Annotated in this window: 18 protein-coding genes; 15 read left to right on the top strand and 3 right to left on the bottom strand. The window is 70.7% G+C overall.

What is annotated here, in order from left to right:
• Positions 1 to 96: 96 nt before the first annotated feature.
• The 4 genes from C2L59_RS43260 (at position 97) to C2L59_RS49990 (ending at position 3,771) form a co-directional block, all read left to right on the top strand.
• Positions 97 to 684, top strand: coding sequence for a TetR/AcrR family transcriptional regulator C-terminal domain-containing protein (locus C2L59_RS43260; protein WP_103355384.1), 588 nt, complete (start codon positions 97 to 99; stop codon positions 682 to 684).
• Positions 685 to 829: 145 nt separating this feature from the next.
• Positions 830 to 2,554 (top strand): TIGR03767 family metallophosphoesterase, encoded by a 1,725-nt coding sequence (locus C2L59_RS43255; RefSeq protein WP_103355383.1) that lies wholly within the window; start codon positions 830 to 832, stop codon positions 2,552 to 2,554.
• A 210-nt stretch (positions 2,555 to 2,764) separates the two neighbouring features.
• The gene (locus tag C2L59_RS43250) at positions 2,765 to 3,235 is read left to right on the top strand and encodes an SIR2 family protein (RefSeq protein WP_103355382.1); all 471 of its coding nucleotides are present in this window, start codon (positions 2,765 to 2,767) and stop codon (positions 3,233 to 3,235) included.
• Positions 3,236 to 3,645: 410 nt separating this feature from the next.
• Positions 3,646 to 3,771 (top strand): hypothetical protein, encoded by a 126-nt coding sequence (locus tag C2L59_RS49990; RefSeq protein ID WP_255410360.1) that lies wholly within the window; start codon positions 3,646 to 3,648, stop codon positions 3,769 to 3,771.
• Here the strand turns inward: C2L59_RS49990 and C2L59_RS43245 are convergent.
• Positions 3,758 to 3,949 carry a hypothetical protein gene (locus C2L59_RS43245; protein ID WP_103355381.1) on the bottom strand — a complete coding sequence of 64 codons (192 nt, stop codon included), beginning with the start codon at positions 3,947 to 3,949 and terminating at the stop codon, positions 3,758 to 3,760. The genes C2L59_RS49990 and C2L59_RS43245 overlap by 14 nt on opposite strands.
• Positions 3,950 to 4,138: 189 nt before the next feature.
• Between C2L59_RS43245 and C2L59_RS43240 the strand changes: the two genes are divergently transcribed.
• A complete protein-coding gene (locus C2L59_RS43240) occupies positions 4,139 to 4,540 on the top strand; it encodes a PaaI family thioesterase (protein WP_103355380.1) in 402 nt (133 codons plus the stop codon).
• 71 nt (positions 4,541 to 4,611) lie between these two features.
• Positions 4,612 to 5,874 carry a peptidase C39 family protein gene (locus C2L59_RS43235; RefSeq protein WP_199199680.1) on the top strand — a complete coding sequence of 421 codons (1,263 nt, stop codon included), beginning with the start codon at positions 4,612 to 4,614 and terminating at the stop codon, positions 5,872 to 5,874.
• Positions 5,875 to 5,914: 40 nt separating this feature from the next.
• Here the strand turns inward: C2L59_RS43235 and C2L59_RS43230 are convergent, their stop codons facing one another.
• Positions 5,915 to 6,364, bottom strand: coding sequence for a carboxymuconolactone decarboxylase family protein (locus C2L59_RS43230; protein ID WP_103355378.1), 450 nt, complete (start codon positions 6,362 to 6,364; stop codon positions 5,915 to 5,917).
• A gap of 76 nt (positions 6,365 to 6,440) precedes the next feature.
• Between C2L59_RS43230 and C2L59_RS43225 the strand changes: the two genes are divergently transcribed.
• The 3 genes from C2L59_RS43225 to C2L59_RS43215 all read left to right on the top strand — a co-directional run bounded on the left by C2L59_RS43225 (position 6,441) and on the right by C2L59_RS43215 (position 9,152).
• Positions 6,441 to 7,301, top strand: coding sequence for a sigma-70 family RNA polymerase sigma factor (locus C2L59_RS43225; RefSeq protein WP_103355377.1), 861 nt, complete (start codon positions 6,441 to 6,443; stop codon positions 7,299 to 7,301).
• Between the two features lie 133 nt (positions 7,302 to 7,434).
• Positions 7,435 to 8,532, top strand: a complete 1,098-nt coding sequence (locus C2L59_RS43220) for an S-(hydroxymethyl)mycothiol dehydrogenase (RefSeq protein ID WP_103355376.1) — start codon at positions 7,435 to 7,437, stop codon at positions 8,530 to 8,532.
• Positions 8,533 to 8,597: 65 nt separating this feature from the next.
• A complete protein-coding gene (locus tag C2L59_RS43215; protein ID WP_103355375.1) occupies positions 8,598 to 9,152 on the top strand; it encodes a gamma-glutamylcyclotransferase family protein in 555 nt (184 codons plus the stop codon).
• Here C2L59_RS43215 and C2L59_RS43210 read toward each other — a convergent pair.
• On the bottom strand, positions 9,130 to 10,749 hold the full coding sequence (locus C2L59_RS43210) for an FAD-binding oxidoreductase (protein ID WP_370444832.1): 1,620 nt from the start codon (positions 10,747 to 10,749) through the stop codon (positions 9,130 to 9,132). The two genes, C2L59_RS43215 and C2L59_RS43210, sit on opposite strands and share 23 nt — an antisense overlap.
• Positions 10,750 to 10,846: 97 nt before the next feature.
• Here C2L59_RS43210 and C2L59_RS43205 point away from each other — a divergent pair, with 97 nt between their 5' ends.
• The 6 genes from C2L59_RS43205 to C2L59_RS43180 all read left to right on the top strand — a co-directional run bounded on the left by C2L59_RS43205 (position 10,847) and on the right by C2L59_RS43180 (position 15,941).
• Positions 10,847 to 11,410, top strand: coding sequence for a TetR/AcrR family transcriptional regulator (locus tag C2L59_RS43205; protein ID WP_103355464.1), 564 nt, complete (start codon positions 10,847 to 10,849; stop codon positions 11,408 to 11,410).
• A complete protein-coding gene (locus C2L59_RS43200; protein ID WP_103355374.1) occupies positions 11,407 to 12,945 on the top strand; it encodes a glycerol-3-phosphate dehydrogenase/oxidase in 1,539 nt (512 codons plus the stop codon). The genes C2L59_RS43205 and C2L59_RS43200 overlap by 4 nt, the downstream gene beginning before the upstream one ends.
• Before the next feature lie 72 nt (positions 12,946 to 13,017).
• A complete protein-coding gene (locus tag C2L59_RS43195; protein WP_103355373.1) occupies positions 13,018 to 13,287 on the top strand; it encodes a helix-turn-helix transcriptional regulator in 270 nt (89 codons plus the stop codon).
• A complete protein-coding gene (locus tag C2L59_RS43190; RefSeq protein ID WP_103355372.1) occupies positions 13,284 to 13,832 on the top strand; it encodes a hypothetical protein in 549 nt (182 codons plus the stop codon). Before C2L59_RS43195 ends, C2L59_RS43190 begins: the two co-directional genes overlap by 4 nt.
• On the top strand, positions 13,825 to 14,754 hold the full coding sequence (locus C2L59_RS43185; RefSeq protein WP_103355371.1) for an ABC transporter ATP-binding protein: 930 nt from the start codon (positions 13,825 to 13,827) through the stop codon (positions 14,752 to 14,754). Before C2L59_RS43190 ends, C2L59_RS43185 begins: the two co-directional genes overlap by 8 nt.
• Entirely contained in the window at positions 14,751 to 15,941 is a 1,191-nt protein-coding gene (locus C2L59_RS43180) for an ABC transporter permease (RefSeq protein WP_103355370.1), read from the top strand. The genes C2L59_RS43185 and C2L59_RS43180 overlap by 4 nt, the downstream gene beginning before the upstream one ends.
• Positions 15,942 to 15,946: the final 5 nt, after the last annotated feature.

The following is a 15,946-nucleotide window of genomic DNA, read 5'->3' as shown; positions in this document are numbered from 1 at the left end:
CTCTATCACTGATAGGGACGATCTCTCTATCACCGATAGAGGGCACCTCTCTATCAGCGATAGGGAAGCGCCTCTATCGCTGATAGAGTCCGCCGCGTGCCTCTCGATCGCCGTCAGATCACCGAAGCCGCCCTCGCGCTCCTCGACGAGGTCGGGCTCGCCGAGCTGAGCACCCGACGGCTCGCCGCGCGGCTCGGCGTCAGCTCGCCGACGCTCTACTGGCACGTCAAGGACAAGGCGCAGCTCCTCGACCTGCTCGCCGAAGCCGTCTGCGAAGACGCGTTCGAGATCGACGAGACCCAGGACTGGCGGCACCAGCTCGAACAGGGCCTGCACCAGTTCCGCGCCCTCCTGCTGAAGCACCGCGACGCCGCGACCCTGCTGCGGGAGCGCCCGCCCGGGCCGAACCGGCTCGCCCACATCGAGCGGACCGCGCGGATCCTGCTGGAAGCCGGCTTCACCCCGGAGGACACCGCAGGCATCGCCCGGCTGCTCGCCGCGCACGTCCTCGCGTCGGTCGAACGACCGGAGAAGCCGGACCCCGAAGCCGCGAAAGCCTTTTTGGAAAACCTGAAGGACTACCCGAACGCGCGCACCCTCGGGTTCACCGGGCTCTCCGCCGACGACCTCTTCGCCCTCGGCACCGAGGTGATCCTCGACGGCCTCTCGCAGCGGAGGAAATGACCACAACCTTCGGCGGTACACCCCACCCCGACCCCTGTGACAGGGTGAACTCAACTGTCACGGTGAATGTTTTTCACGTTCACCCCGCGTCCACCCGAAGCCGGCACTGTGCCGATCAGCCGAGAAGACTGGGGAGCGAACAACCATGGCCGAACTCACCCGGCGCGCCTTCACCACCGCGGGCGCCGCCGGTCTCGGGCTCCTGCTCTGCACGCCCGCCGCGAACGCCCTCGACCGCGCCCTGCGGCTCACGAGCACCCGCTCGCTCACCACGTCCGGCACCACCCTCGAACAGGTCGCCACCGGCGGCGGCACCGCGACCTACTCGCGCCTGTCCGCCGGCCCCGGGTGGCCGCTCGTCGTGCGCAGCGACCTCGCCACCCCGAAGAGCGGCCGCGACGACCGGCGCCGCGCGCTGAGCTCCTTCGTCCAGTTCACCGACCTGCACATCACCGACACCGAAAGCCCGGCGCGGTTCGAGTACCTGCACCCCTTCATCGGCTCGGCGCACCGGCCGCAGGAGGCGCTGGGCACCGTCGCGACCAGCGCACTCGTCGAACGCGTCAACAGCGTCCGGCAGGGTCCGTTCACCGGGCGGCCGTTCGACCTGATGGTCACCACCGGCGACAACACCGACAACCACGAGCTGATCGAGCTCGACTGGTTCCTCAAGGTCCTCAACGGCGGCAGCGTCACCCCCAACTCGGGCGACGCCGGCGCGTACGAAGGCGTCCAGAGCTCGGGCAACGACGAGTACTGGAACCCGTCGATCCCCGGCGTGGGCGACAAGTACTCGGCGAAGGGCTTTCCGCAGCTTCCCGGCCTGCTCGAAGCGGCCTTGAAGCCGTTCACCGCGCCCGGCCTGGACGTCCCGTGGTTCTGCACCTTCGGCAACCACGACGACAGCATCGTCGGCTCGCTGCCGGCGCAGATCCCGGGCATCGACGCCTGGTACACCGGGAAGTACAAGGTCATCGGCAAGGACGAGACCACGTCGAAGAAGCTCGCCGACGCGATCAAGAGCGGCTCCGGCGTCCCGGTCGCGGAACTGTTCGGCGGCAGCGGCACCATCCGCGAGGTCACGCCGGACGCGCGGCGCCGCCCGTTCAGCACCGGCGAGTTCGTCCGCGCCCACCTCGACGCCGCCAACACCGGCCCCGGCCCGGCCGGCCACGGCTTCACCAGCGCCAACGCCGACGGCCAGAACGTCTACTACACGTTCCGCATCGCCCCCGGCGTCACCGGCATCAGCCTCGACACGACCACCGACGCCGGCTTCGCCGACGGCTCGATCGGGCTGGCGCAGTACTCCTGGGTCGAGTCGACCCTGAAGCGCAACAGCTCGACGTACTACGACTTCTTCGGCCGCAAGGTCACCCACGCCGTCACCGACGAGCTGTTCATCCTGTTCAGCCACCACACCAGCGGCACGATGACCAACCTGCTGCCGGACTCCCGCCACCTGCTGGACCCCCGGCTGAACGGCGACGCGTTCGTCGCGCTGCTCAAGCGCTTCCCGAACGTCCTGGCCTGGGTCAACGGCCACACGCACCTCAACAAGATCACCCCGCACGCGGGCAACACGCCCCAGCAGGGCTTCTGGGAGATCAACACGGCGTCCCACGTCGACTTCCCCCAGCACGCCAGGATCGTCGAGGTAGCGGACAACGCCGACGGCACGTTGTCGCTGTTCACAACGTTGATCGAAGCCGAAGCCCCCTACGCGGCGGACTACGACAGCCGGACACCGCAAGCGCTTGCGTCGCTGTACCGGGAACTGTCCTACAACGACATCCACACCAACCTGGGCCGCGTCGGCGCGGCGGAGGACCACAACACCGAGCTGCTGCTGGTGAACCCGCTGAGCTGACCGCCTTCGCGGAGTGGTGGGCCGGCCCGAGCGGCCCGCCACTCCCGGTCCACTCGAACAACTGGGCAAAATGGTGCCTTGAAGTGGACACAAAGGCACCCGTTACGTTTCTTCTGCACACCGCAGGCTCCCTTCGCTAGATCGCCGGTGCGCGCAGGCTCACGAAGTTATCGAAATGATCAGGAGTGTCGTGCCACCGTCCACCAGGCCGTGGACTTCTTCCACCAGATGCCGGCCGCCTCGATCGTCGATGCCCTCTATGAAGAACGGTTTGCCGCGCGCGCCACGGATCAGCGGAACGAGGACATCGCCCACATCCTGTACGCCGGCCGAGCCCCGGATCACGAAGCGATTCCGCAAGACTCCCTGGCGGTGTACGTCCTTCGGCTTGCGGTGGCCAAGCGCCTGGCCGACTGCGACGTCCACATCCTCACCACCAACTACGACGACGTGCTCGAGCAGATCGCCAACCACGACGTGACGTTCAGCGATCTGCAACGGAACGGCATCGAGGTCTACACCAACTGGGACTCGGATGACGACGGTTTGGCGTCCGGGATACCCATATCCCACCTTCACGGGTTCATCCCGCGAACCGGATCCGCTCGGTCCGTGGTCTTTTCCGAGCGCGAGTACATCAAGTGGGACAGGGAAAGTCTCTGGCGGGACTACCTGACCTAACGAGTGACCGGAGGCGGGTTGACGCTCTTCGTCGGAGCGTCGTTGCGGGACTACAACATCGCCGCGATGATCCGCCGGTTCAGCAAGGGTGAGGTCTACGCCCTCCTGCCCGTGGAAGACGAGGTCGCGGACGCCCAATCGACAGGAAAGCAGTGGTCGTCCCGCAGCGCGCGGTACGCCGCGCTTCGTGGCCTCCACCTCGGCGTCAAGGTCCTGCGGCCGGACTTCTACCGGTCAGGTCTGCCAGTTCCTCGGCGAGGCGGCCATTCCGGCGGATGCCCGGATATTCGCCGCGCGCCAGGCCACCGAAGGCACGGTCGCGTACCGGACCGACGGCCGGTGGACCCACTTCCTGGCGGTGCCTGTCATCCTGCCCCGAGGCGCCGTATTACGAACTCCCGGTCGGAGTGGTGATCCTGCTCCTGCACGCACCGGACGTTCAGGACGACGTCTACTTCGGCGAAGCCGACAGTGACCTCTCGGTGCGGATGAAGACGCTGGGCCAGGAGTTCCTGCGACCGGTTACTTCGCCCTGACTCCGTACCGCTCCTTCAGCACCTCGCGAAGCCCGTCGGTGCCCACCCGAGGTGTTGCCACCTTGACGACCCGGACTCCGGGCCGCTCCTGGCTCCGCATGCGCACCCGGCTACCGGTCTCCGCCGACAGCACCGGGCGGTACTCGTATTCCTCGGCAGGTGCAGCGGCGTCGTCCATTCCGTTCACGCTCCATCCCGCAGCCGGTCCAAAACAGAAACTATCGACTCTACCGTACGGCAGCGCGTGACGAAACCATGGAGCCACGGCCGCACTCCATCGGCGTACTTCAACGGTGAACCCGCTGAGCTGACGTCCCTACCCCGGAGGTAATCGCCCGGCGGCGAGGCGTCGGGCAAGCTGCCGGGTATGACCGATCCCGAGGGTACGCAGCTGTTCCACCGTTCCATGCCGTTCTCCGAGCGGCTCGGCGTCGAGGTGCTGGCCCACGGGCGCGAGCTCGTCCGTAGCCGGCTCAAGTGGGATGAAAGCCTCTGCACGCTCGGTGGTGCGCTGCACGGGGGTGCGCTCATGGCGCTGGCCGACTCGACCGGTGCCGTGTGCGCGTTCCTCAACCTGCCCGAGGGCGGGCAGGGCACCACGACCGTCGAGTCGAAGACGAACTTCCTGCGTGCGGTGCGTTCGGGCTACGCCGTTGCGTCGTCCAGACCACTGCACGCGGGGCGCAAGTTCGTCGTGGTGGAGACCGAGATCCACGACGACGACGGCAGGTTGGTCGCGAAAGTGACACAGACGCAGGCCGTGCTCTAGGCAGGAGTTTACAGGTCCGCCCGGAAGAGCGAAAATCCCTGGCTACTGGGTGGGTCTATCAGGGAGCCGCGATGCGCGTACGCAAGTTGTTCACCTTATTGTCAGTGGTTGTGTTGTCCGTGGTCACCGTGCAGGTCGCCGAGGCCGGGCCCGTCCGGCCGCGCGACGACGAGGCGATCGACTACCACGAATGGACCGGCGGCCGCTTCCACGAAGGCAGCTTCGCGGGGGTCGGCCTGAGCCGGGACGGGCTGCGCATCACGCACCCGGCCGGCACGGTCCAGCACACCGAACCCGAGCTGGGCACGACGAGAACCTACGAATACGGCCAGTGGACGTCCCCTTCGTACCGGCAGGGCTTCGGCGCGACGCAGCTGGTCGCGTCGTGGAACGCGAAGACGCCCGCGAAGACCTGGCTGCAGGTCGAGGCGCAGGGCCGGACGTCGGCGGGCGCCGAAACCGCGTGGTACGTGATGGGCCGCTGGGCCAGCGGTGACGCCGACATCCTGCGGACCAGCGTCGACGGCCAGGACGACGCGAACGCGCTGGTGGACGTCGACACCCTGGTGATGAAGACCGGCGTCACGCTGAAGTCGTACAAGCTGCGGGTCAGCCTCTACCGCGAGGCCGGCTCGGGCGCGACGCCGTCGGTCAGCCTGCTCGGCGCGATGACGTCGGCCGTCCCGGACCGCTTCGACGTCCAGCCGACGAAGCCCGGGCGCGCCAGCGGGATCGAGCTGAAGGTGCCCGCGTACGCGCAGAACCTCCACAAGGGACAGTTCCCGCAGTACGGCGGGGGCGGGGAAGCCTGGTGCAGCCCGACGTCGACCGAGATGGTCGCCGAGTACTGGGGCAAGAAGCCGTCCGCCGAAGAGATGTCGTGGATCCCGGCGGGCTACGTCGACCCGCAGGTGGCGTTCGCGGCGCGGTACACCTACGACCACGCGTACGACGGCACTGGCAACTGGCCGTTCAACACCGCGTACGCGGCCTCGCGCGGGCTGCGCGGCCACATCACGCGGCTGCATTCGCTGAACGAGCTCGAGGAGTACATCGCGCGCGGCATCCCGGTGATCACGTCGCAGTCGTTCCTGTCGTCGGAGCTCGACGGCGCCGGCTACGGGACGGCGGGGCACATCATGGTCGTCGTCGGCTTCACGAAGGACGGCGACGTGATCGCGAACGACCCGGCGTCCAGCAGCAACGACCGGGTGCGGAACGTCTACCAGCGCGACCAGTTCGAGAAGATCTGGCAGCGGACCAAGCGCTACCGCGCGGACGGCACCGTGGCCGGCGGCCCCGGCGGCATCGCGTACATCATCACCCCGGCCTGACCGGGATCGGCGGGGCGCCGCGGCCGGCGCCCCGCCGCACTCACCAGGTCTTGCCGGCCTGCTCCCGGATCGCGCGGTTGATCCGGTTGAAGAAGCCGGTGAGCGCGATGTGCAGGACGATCGCCGAGAGCTGCGCCTCGTCGAAGTGCGCGGCGGCGGCCGCCCAGACCTCGTCGGTCACGCCCGGCTGGCCGTCCTGGATCCGCGTGGCGGCCTCGGTCAGCTCCAGCGCGGCCCGCTCGGGCTCGGTGAAGAACGGCGTCTCGCGCCAGGCGACGACGCTGTGCAGCCGGTCGTCGGTCTCGCCCTGCCGCTTCGCGGACTGGACGCCCGCGTAGGTGCACGGGGCGCAGCCGTTGATCTGGCTGGCCCGCAGGTGGACCAGCTCCAGCAGCAGCGGGTCGACGCCGGCGGCGTGCACCGCCTTGAACAGCTGCTGGACCGCTCCGGTCACCTCGGGGCTGCTGGTGCTCTTCAGCCGTGGTTCCATCGTTCCTCCATCGGTTACCTGTGCCCCTCCGGGCTCGTCACCACCACGACGGAGCAGGATCGAGGAAGGTAACGACATGACCGACACCGTGGCCGAGGCGTTCGAAGCCCGGCGCGACCGGTTGCGCGGGGTGGCGCACCGCCTGCTGGGCTCGCACGCGGACGCCGAAGACGTGGTCCAGGAGGCGTGGCTGCGCCTGGCCCGCCAGGACACGGCGGCGATCGAGAACCTGGACGGCTGGCTGACCACGGTGGTCGGCCGGATCAGCCTGGACGTCCTGCGTGCCCGCAAGTCCCGCCCCGAAGCGCCTTACGACGAGATCGTGGTGGCGGTCGACGACGGCCCGGAGGCGGACGCGGAGCTCGCCGACTCGGTGGGGCTGGCGCTGCTCGTGGTCCTGGAGTCGCTCGGCCCGGGCGAGCGGCTGGCGTTCGTGCTGCACGACCTGTTCGGGGTGCCGTTCGAGGAGATCGGCCGGATCCTGGGCAAATCGACGGCGGCGGCCAAGATGCTCGCCAGCCGCGCCCGCCGCAAGGTCCGCACCCCGGCGGCACCGGTGGCGGCGGGCCGGGAGCAGCGGGAGGTGGTCCAGGCTTTCCTGACGGCAGCCCGCGACGGCGACTTCGAGCAGCTCCTGCGCCTGCTCGACCCGGAGGTCCGCCTGACGGTCGACACCCCGGACGGCGTGGTGGTGGTCCTGGGCGCGACGAACGTCGCGGCGGGCGCCCGGATCGGCGCGGCGGCCGGCGGCAGCGCGGTGACCGTCGGCGGCCTGCCGGGCGTGGTGGCGTGGCGCGCGGACGGGACGCCGATGTCGGTGGTGGCGTTCACCGTGGCGGGCGGCCGGATCGTGGGCATCGCGTCGGTGGCGGACCCGGCGAAACTGGCGTCGATGGAGCTGCCGGAGCCACCGGAGACTGTCGGTGGGTCCCGGTAGCGTGGAATTCGGGGGCGGCTCAGTTGCGGAGAGCGCAACCTGTTGCGCACAATCACTCATGCGGATGTCGCCATGTCCGCGTGATCCGTGATTAGCTGCGGGCAGGACCAGCAGAGCCGGAAGGTGGATTCGCATGCCGTACGAGGTGCCGGGGGTCGTTTCGCGGGGTAAGGGCGAGCCCGTCTCGCTGGAGACCGTCCTCGTGCCCGATCCCGGTCCCGGTGAGGCCGTCGTGAACGTGCAGGCCTGCGGGGTCTGCCACACCGACCTGCACTACCGCGAAGGCGGGATCAACGACGACTTCCCGTTCCTGCTCGGCCACGAGGCCGCCGGCGTCGTCGAAGCCGTCGGCGAGGGCGTCACCGACCTGGCGCCGGGTGACTACGTCATCCTCAACTGGCGGGCCGTCTGCGGCACCTGCCGGGCCTGCCGGCGGGGCAAGCCGTGGTACTGCTTCTCGACCTTCAACGCCGCCCAGCCGATGACGCTGCAGGACGGCACCAAGCTCTCGCCCGCGCTCGGCATCGGTGCCTTCCTCGAGAAGACCCTTGTCCACAGCGGACAGTGCACGAAGGTGAACCGCGAGGCCGAACCCGCGGTCGCCGGGCTGCTCGGCTGCGGTGTGATGGCCGGGCTCGGTGCGGCCATCAACACCGGCGCCGTCACGCGCGGCGACTCCGTCGCGGTGATCGGCTGCGGTGGCGTCGGTGACGCCGCCATCGCCGGGGCGCAGCTGGCCGGCGCGACCACGATCGTCGCGATCGACACGGACGACCGGAAACTCGAGTGGGCCAAGGGCTTCGGCGCGACGCACACCGTCAACAGCAAGGGCCTCAGCGAAGCGCAGGTCGTCGAGGCCATGCAGGACGCCACCAGCGGGTTCGGCCCCGACGTCGTCATCGACGCCGTCGGCCGCCCCGAGACCTGGCGGCAGGCGTTCTACGGGCGGGACCTGGCCGGCACCGTCGTGCTGGTCGGCGTCCCGACGCCGGACATGCGGCTGAACGACCTGCCGCTGATCGACTTCTTCTCGCGCGGCGGCTCGCTGAAGTCGTCGTGGTACGGCGACTGCCTGCCCAGCCGGGACTTCCCCATGCTCGTCGACCTCTACCTGCAGGGCCGGCTGCCGCTCGACAAGTTCGTCACCGAACGGATCGGTGTCGACGGCGTCGAGCAGGCCTTCGAGCGCATGCACCACGGTGACGTGCTGCGCAGCGTGGTGACCTTCTGACTCTCTTCACTGACGACGAGTACCCGGCCGAGCCCTACCCCGGCACCCGGCCGGGCTACTCGTTCGTGCACGTCGACGGCGTTGGGCACCCGCTCGGCACCGCGCCCGGCGGCTGGCGCGACCGGATGGCCGTGCTCGCCTACGGCTCGAACGCGAACCCGTCGAAGATCACCTGGCTGCGGGCGCGGCTCGGGCTGGCGGGACCGGTCGTGGTGGCGCACGCGCGCTGCGCCGGGCTCGCCGCGGTGTGGGCCGCCGGTTTCCGCGTGGTCGACGACCAGCGACCGGCCACCCTCACCGCCATGGCCGGCGTCGAGGACCACGCCATCTGGTTCGTGACGCCGGACCAGCTGGCGGTCCTGGACCGCTGCGAAGGCCGCGGCACCCGCTACCACCTGGCCCGGCTCACCGATCCTGACGTCACGCTCGAAGACGGCACGCGGCTGACCGAGGTCCACACCTACGTCGGCGCCGCGCCGATCCGCTACCCGCTGCTGGTCGGCGGCGCTCCCGTGCGGACCGCCGACGTCCCCCAGGCCGAGGCGGCGAAGCTCGACGGCGTCGCCGCCGACGGCCACGGCGTGCCCTGCGAAGTTGTCACACCAGCTTTCCCGGGTTGAGGATCCCGGTCGGGTCCACCGCGGACTTGGCCGCCCGCAACACTTCCACGCCCAGCGAGCCGATTTCCGCGCTCAGATAGGGCGCGTGGTCGACGCCGACGGCGTGGTGGTGCGAAATCGTGCCCAGTCCCGTGATGGCCTCGGATGCTGCCGCCTTCGCGCGCTGCCACTGGCCGACCGGATCGTCCGCATCGCGGGCCGTCAACACCGTGAAGTACAGCGAGGCACCCGTTTCGTACGCGTGGGAGACGTGGCACATGACGATCGCCCGGCCCAGCGCGGCCGTCAACGCCGCCCGGACGTCGTCACGCAATTCATCCACATTGGACCAGTAGGCCGCCGTTTCGAGCGTCTCCACGCAGACCCCCTGGTCCAGCAGGACGTCCCGCTGCCGGGGTCCGGCGAACCGGCCGTGCCGCCACGATTCGCCGAGCGCCTTACCGACGCGCACGGCGCCCGCCGCCTTGAGCCGTCGCGTCGTCTCACGGCGGCGGCGCACCACGTCGTGCGCGGTGCCTTCCCAGCCGACGATGAGGAAACACGGCCGCCGGACGCCCCGCGCGGCCAGGTAGCGGCGCAGCGCCGCGGTCTTCACGCCGGCGTTCAACGCCAGCGAGACCTCGGTCTCGTCCACATCGGACAGCCGGGTGACATCGGCGAGCGCGTGGTGCTGTGCGAGGTCCCGCACCGCTCCGGCGCCGGCCGCCCAGCCCGGCAGCGCGTAGCCCTCGTACCGCCGGACCTCCGGCACCGGCCGCACCCGCAGCGAAACTTCGGTGATCACGCCGAGCGTGCCCTCGCTGCCGACGGCGAGCTGGCGCAGGTCCGGCCCGGCCGCCGACGCCGGCGCGACGCCGAGCTTCCACTCGCCGCGCGGGGTGGCCAGCCGCACGCCGGCCACCATGTCCTCGAACCGCCCGTAACCCGACGACGCCTGGCCCGCCGAGCGCGTCGCCGCGAAGCCGCCGATCGTGGCGCGCTCGAACGACTGCGGTACGTGCCCGAGCGTCAGGCCGTGCGCGGCGAGGAGCTCTTCCGCCGCGGGCCCGCGGACCCCGGCCTGCAGGACGGCGATGCGCGACTCGGCGTCCACCGACACCAGCGCGTCGAGCTTGACCAGGTCCAGCGCGATCACCGACGGCTTTTCGCCGCGCAGCGCCGCCACCCCGCCGACCACGGACGTCCCGCCGCCGAACGGCACCACGCCGACGTCGTGCTGGACGCAGACGTCGAGCACCGCCTGGACCTCGTCGGGATCGGCGGGGAGCACCACCGCGTCGGGCACCGGGAAGCCCGCCGACGGCGAACGGCGCCGCAGCAGGTCGAGGTAGGACAGGCCGGTCGCCCGCGCGAGCCGCGCCGGGTCGTCGACCAGCACGTTTTCCGCGCCGACCACCTTCGCCAGCGCGTCCTCAGCAGACTTCGCCAGTTTCGGTGACGGTATTTCCACCGGCAGATCGCGCGCTGGGGCGGCACCGGGGGCGACCGGACCGATACGCTGGTCGAGCCACTTGGCCGCCCGCGCGGGCAGCGGGGCGGCGTCGGCGGCTTCGTCGGTCCAGGACCGGCGGAGGCGGTGGTCAATGAGCGGGTTCACGACTACAGTGTGACATATGGACGTGAAACGTCACACCACCCAGACCGCGGGTTCGTCTGCGCTCGCGGACACCCGCAACCGCCAGACGGCGACGCGCGTGGCCGATGACGTGCTGCTCGACGCCGCACGTTCGTGCGTGCTGGCCGTCGGTGTGCGCCGCACCACACTCGCCGAGATCGCCCGCACCGCGCGCGTCAGCCGGATGACGGTCTACCGCCGGTTCCCCGACGTCCGCAGCGTGCTCGCGGCCCTGATGACCCGCGAGTTCAGCGGGCTGCTGCGCACGGCGAGCGAACGCGGCGCCGACGCGGCGCACAGCCGCGACCGGCTCGTGCTCATCGCGGCGGCCGGCGTCCGCGCGCTGTCGAGCGATCCACTGTTCCGCACCCTGCTCGACGTCGATCCCGAGCTCGTCCTCCCGTACATCGTGGAGCGGCTCGGCGCGACGCAGAAGTTCGCCGAACAGGCGTTGCACCAGCTGCTGGAAGCCGGCCACCAGGACGGCTCGATCCGGCGGGCACCGGTCGCCGTGCAGTCCCGGTCGGTGCTGCTGGTGGTCCAGTCGTTCGCGTTCTCGCTGCGGCCGGCCACGGCGGACCTGCCCGAGGCGGCGTTGATGACGGAGTTCACCCACGTGCTCGACGCGGCGCTGAAGCCGTGACGTCCGGCTCGCTCAACGCGCGGCGCCGCGAACGTGAGCTCGCGGAGCTGGCGGCGGGTGAGCGCGTCGACGTCGCCGTGGTCGGCGGCGGCGTCACCGGCACGGGCATCGCGCTGGACGCGGCTTCCCGTGGCCTGTCGGTGGCGCTGGTCGAGGCGTACGACCTCGCGTTCGGGACGTCGCGCTGGTCGTCGAAGCTGGTGCACGGCGGCCTGCGCTACCTGGCCCACGGCGAACTCGGGCTGGCGCACGAGAGCGCGGTCGAGCGCGGGATCATGATGACCCGCACGGCACCGCACCTCACGCGCGCGATGCCGCAGCTGTTCCCGTGGTACCCCAGCACTTCCCGCGTACAGGAGCGGATGGTGACGGCCGGTGTGCTCGCCGGGGACCTGCTGCGGCGGGCGGCGCGCACGCCGTCGTCGGTGCTGCCGCGGCCGCGCTCGATCCCCCCGGCGCTCGCCTTGGCCCTGGCGCCCGGGCTTTCGGCCGGCTCGCTGCGCGGCGCCTTGCTGGCCTACGACGGCGCTTTGGTCGACGACGCGCGGCTGGTGGTCACCCTCGCCCGCACGGCGGCATCGTTCGGCGCCCGGATCCTCACGCGCTTGTCCGCTTCGTCGCTGACCGCGGACCGGATCACGGCCGTAGACGGCGTTTCGGGCGACACAGTGGACATCCACGCGCGTCAGGTGATCAACGCGACGGGCGTGTGGGCGGGCACGCTGACGGGCGCGGTGCGGCTGCGCCCGTCGCTCGGCTCGCACCTGGTGCTGGCGCCCGGGACGGTCCTGATGGGGACGACGTCGGTGAACATCGGCGTGCCCGGGGAGACCAACCGGTTCGTGTTCCTGCTCCCCCAGCCGGACGGTCGTGTCTACCTGGGACTGACGGACGAGCCGGTGTCCGGCCCGATCCCGCCGGTGCCGGCGGTGCCGGCGTCCGATGCGGACTTCCTGTTGTCGCTGGCCTCGTCGGTGCTGGCCCGGCCGCTGACCCGGGCGGACGTCGCCGGCTCGTACGCGGGCTTGCGGCCGCTGGTGGAGGGCGGCGGCCGGTCGGCGGACCTGTCGCGCAGGCACGCGGTCCTGGCGGGCTCGGACGGCTTGCTGACGGTGGTGGGCGGCAAGCTGACGACGTACCGCCGGATGGCCGAAGACGCGGTCGACGCGGCGGTCCGCTTGGCGGGGTTCACGGTCGCCCCGTCCCGGACGGCGCGGTTGCCGTTGCTGGGGGCGGCTCCGCGGGCCGAGTTGTCCCTTGTGGACGCGCCGCCGCGGCTGGTGGGCCGGTACGGCACGGAGGCGCCTCGGGTGGCGGCGTTGGGCGAGCTGGACGCGGAGTTCGCCGCACCGGTCGCGCCGGGAACGGAGATCACGGCGGCGGAGGTCGTGTGGGCGGTCCGGAACGAGGGCGCGCTGGACGTTTCGGACGTACTCGAACGCCGGACGCGGTTGTCGTTGATCCCCTCGGACGCCGAGGCCGCGGCGGCGCGGGTGGCGGAGCTTGTCGACAAGTCGCTGGCCGGCCTCGGCTGAACCGGGTGCGTCAACCGGACTTGATGTTCTCTTGATTTGACGTGTCGTTGGGTTTTTGCAACAGTTGGCCCCATGAGCCCGGTCAGACGCGGCAAAGAGCTGCCGATCTACAACCGGCTTGCCGTGCTCCGGGCCGAGCGCGGCATGAGCCGGGCCGCGCTCGCGACCGCCGTCGAGGTCAACCCGCAGACCATCGGGGCGCTCGAGCGCGGCGACCACTATCCGAGCCTGGACCTGGCCTTCCGGATCTGCGCCGTGTTCGACCTGCCGGTCGAAGCCGTGTTCGGGCGGGAACCGTTCGCGCCACTGTCCACCCAGGTCTACCGCGAGGGGGGAGCATGACCGAACCACCAGGCCGGCTCGCGGCCTACTGGGATCGTCAGCTCGACAAGCTGGACGAAAAAGAACGCCTGCGCGCCCACCAGCTGCCCGGGTGGCGCAACCGGCGGCACCGGCGGCCCCTGGTGGCCGTGCTGGCGGTCGCCGACCTGGCGCTGATCGCCGGCGCCGCCACCTTCGCCGTCGGGCACAAGTGGGTCTTCCCCACGCTGTGGCTGAGCGGGCTGGTCGCCGGCGGGTTCGCCTTCGTGCTGCTGCGGATCCTGACCGGGCGGATGAGCGGCGGGTTCTCCCGCCTGCTCGACGAACGCGAGCGCGAGTGGCGCCACCGCGTCACCTACACCGGGTACCAGATCCTCAGCTACCTGATGGTGATCGCGCTGCTGTACAGCCTGCTCATCGCCCCCACCGAGGAGGGTGGCGCGCGCGGCGCGATGATGCTGTCCGCGCTGCTCGTCACCGGGACCACCGTCCCGTCGATGCTCCTCGGCTGGGCGCTGCCGGACGACGACCCCGAGGATTTCGAGGAGGGGATGGGGAATGCCTGAGGGGACACTGGAGATCGACCGGATCTCCAAGCGCTACGGCGCCAAGGTCGCGCTGGACGGCGTCTCGTTCGACGTCCGCGCCGGCGAGCTGTTCGGCTTCGTCGGCAGCAACGGCGCCGGCAAGACCACCACCATGCGGATCGCGCTGGGTGTGCTGGCCGCCGACGGCGGTGAGGTGCGGTTCGGCGGGGAAAAGGTCACCCACGAGACCCGCACGCACATCGGCTACATGCCGGAGGAACGCGGGCTGTACCCGAAGATGAAGGTGGTCGACCAGCTCGTCTACCTGGCCGAGCTGCACGGGCTGAACGCGAACGAAGCCCACCGCAACGCGGAGAACTGGATCACCCGGCTCGGGCTGGCCGACCGCCGCAAGGACGAGGTGCAGAAGCTCAGCCTCGGCAACCAGCAACGCGTCCAGCTCGCCGCGGCGCTGGTGCACGACCCCGCGGTGCTCGTGCTCGACGAACCGTTCTCCGGCCTCGACCCGCTCGCCGTCGACGTGATGAGCGGCGTCCTGCGGGAAAAGGCCGCGGCGGGGGTGCCGGTCGTGTTCTCCAGCCACCAGCTCGACCTGGTCGAGCGGCTGTGCGACCGGGTCGGGATCATCCGCGGCGGCCGGATGGTCGCGGTCGGGACGGTCGCCGAACTGACCGCGGGCGCACGCAGCAAGCTGGTCGTGACGGCGCCGGCCGCGCACCCCGGCTGGGCCGCGGGCCTGCCCGGCGTGCGGGTGCTGGAGCAGCAGGGCCCGACCACGGTGCTCGACCTCGAACCGAGCGCGGACGACCAAGCCGTGCTCGCCGCGGCGCTGGCGACCGGGCCGGTCACCGAGTTCAGCCGCCGTCGCCGCTCGCTGACCGAGCTCTTCCGCGACGCCGTCTCCGACGGCGCCGGGTCCCCAGGGGAGGAACCACGATGAGGACGCTGAGTGGCCGCCGGGCGGTCTGGCTCGTGCTGAAGCGCGAACTGAACACGCGGCTGCGCACGCGGTCGTTCGTGGTCGGCACCGCGGTGCTGCTCCTGCTGCTGCTGGGTTACGTCGTCTTCCAGACGTCGCTGGCCGGTTCGTCGGGCAAGAGCACGGTCGGGCTGACCGGCCAGGCGACCGGGATCGCCCGCCAGCTGGAGACCGAAGCCGCGCTTTCGGGCCGGGACATCACCACCGTCGTCGTCACCGATCCGGCGGAGGGCAGGCAGAAGGTCGGGAACGGCGACTTCGACGCGCTCGTCTCGGGCAGCGCGGCGCAGCTGACCGCCACCTACAAGTCCTTTTTGGACGATCAGCTGCGCCGCGTGCTCGACCAGGTCGCGCAGCAGCAGGTGCTCGACGGCGTGCTGTCGTCGGCGCAGCTCGAGCCGGGCGAGGTGATGGCCAGGGTCAACGGCACCCACGTGCGGGACGACGCCCTCTCGCCGCAGCCCGCGGACCACGACCAGCGGCTGGTCGTCGGCCTGGTCGTGGCGTTCCTGCTGTACATGAGCATCATCACCTACGGAATGATGGTCGCCCAGGGCGTCGTCGAGGAGAAGTCGAGCCGGGTGGTGGAGATCCTGCTCGCCAGCGTGCGGCCGTGGCAGCTGCTGCTGGGCAAGGTGATCGGCCTCGGCCTGGTCGGCCTGACGCAGCTGGTGATCCTCGCCGTGGTCGGCCTCGGCGCGGCGACGGTGACCGGCGTGTTCACCCTGTCGGGCTTCGCGGCGGGCGCGGTGCTGTGGGGGCTGCTCTGGTACCTGCTCGGCTTCCTGTTGTACGCCACGATCTACGGCGCGCTGGGGTCGCTGGTGTCGCGCCAGGAGGACACGCAGTCGGTGGTCGGGCCGCTCAACATCATCCTGGTGGTCGGGTTCATCGCCGGGTTCAACCTGCTGGTCCAGAACCCCGCCGGCTCGGCGACGAAGATCGTTTCCCTGATCCCCCTGCTGTCCCCGATCCTCATGCCGGCCCGCATCGCCACGGGCGCGGCGGCGGGCTGGGAGATCGGGCTGTCGCTCACGCTGACCGTGCTGTTCGTCGCGCTGCTGACCTGGCTGGGCGGGAAGATCTACGGCAACAGCGTGCTGCGCATCGGCAGCCGGATCAAGCTGTCCGAGGCCCTGCGTGGCTGAGGTGC

This window comes from Amycolatopsis sp. CA-128772 (assembly GCF_002904295.1).
In the GTDB taxonomy this organism is placed as follows: domain Bacteria; phylum Actinomycetota; class Actinomycetes; order Mycobacteriales; family Pseudonocardiaceae; genus Amycolatopsis.
The sequence above is the reverse complement of the archived record's forward strand: the minus strand, read 5'-3'. Positions and strand labels throughout refer to the sequence as shown.